Raw genomic sequence first — 512 nt, 5'->3', positions numbered from 1 at the left:
GGGTCGGGCAATATCAGCACTGATCTGTTGTACAAGTTGTTGCGTTCGCAGTGGCTGGAGCCGCGCTGGATGATCGGCATCGATCCGGAGTCTGAGGGCTTGGCTCGGGCGCGCAAGCTGGGTTTGGAGACCTCGGCCGAGGGGGCGGACTGGCTGCTGGGGTTGGATGAGAAGCCGGATTTCGTGTTCGAGGCCACCAGTGCTTATGTGCACAAGGCGTATGCGCCCAAGTATGAGGCCGCCGGGATCCGGGCCATCGACCTGACCCCGGCCGCGGTGGGTCCGGCGGTGATTCCGCCGGCGAACCTGCACGAGCACGTGGATGCGCCGAACGTGAACATGATCACCTGTGGTGGGCAGGCCACCATTCCGATCGTGTACGCGGTCACCCGCGCGGTCAAGGAGCAGGGTGGCACGGTGCCGTATGCCGAGATCGTGGCCAGTGTTGCCAGTGTGTCGGCCGGTCCGGGTACTCGGGCCAATATCGATGAGTTCACTAAGACCACCTCGCG

At 64.1% G+C, this 512-nt stretch carries 1 protein-coding gene; it reads left to right on the top strand.

The features are described from left to right. The coding region (locus tag LI94_RS21455; RefSeq protein WP_192831024.1) for an acetylating acetaldehyde dehydrogenase at positions 1-512 on the top strand (512 nt) is incomplete at both ends.

This window comes from Mycobacterium sp. UM_Kg27 (assembly GCF_000972905.1).
Taxonomy (GTDB): Bacteria; Actinomycetota; Actinomycetes; order Mycobacteriales; family Mycobacteriaceae; genus Mycobacterium.
Note: the sequence above shows the minus strand (reverse complement) of the source record. Positions and strands in the feature narration are given on the sequence as shown.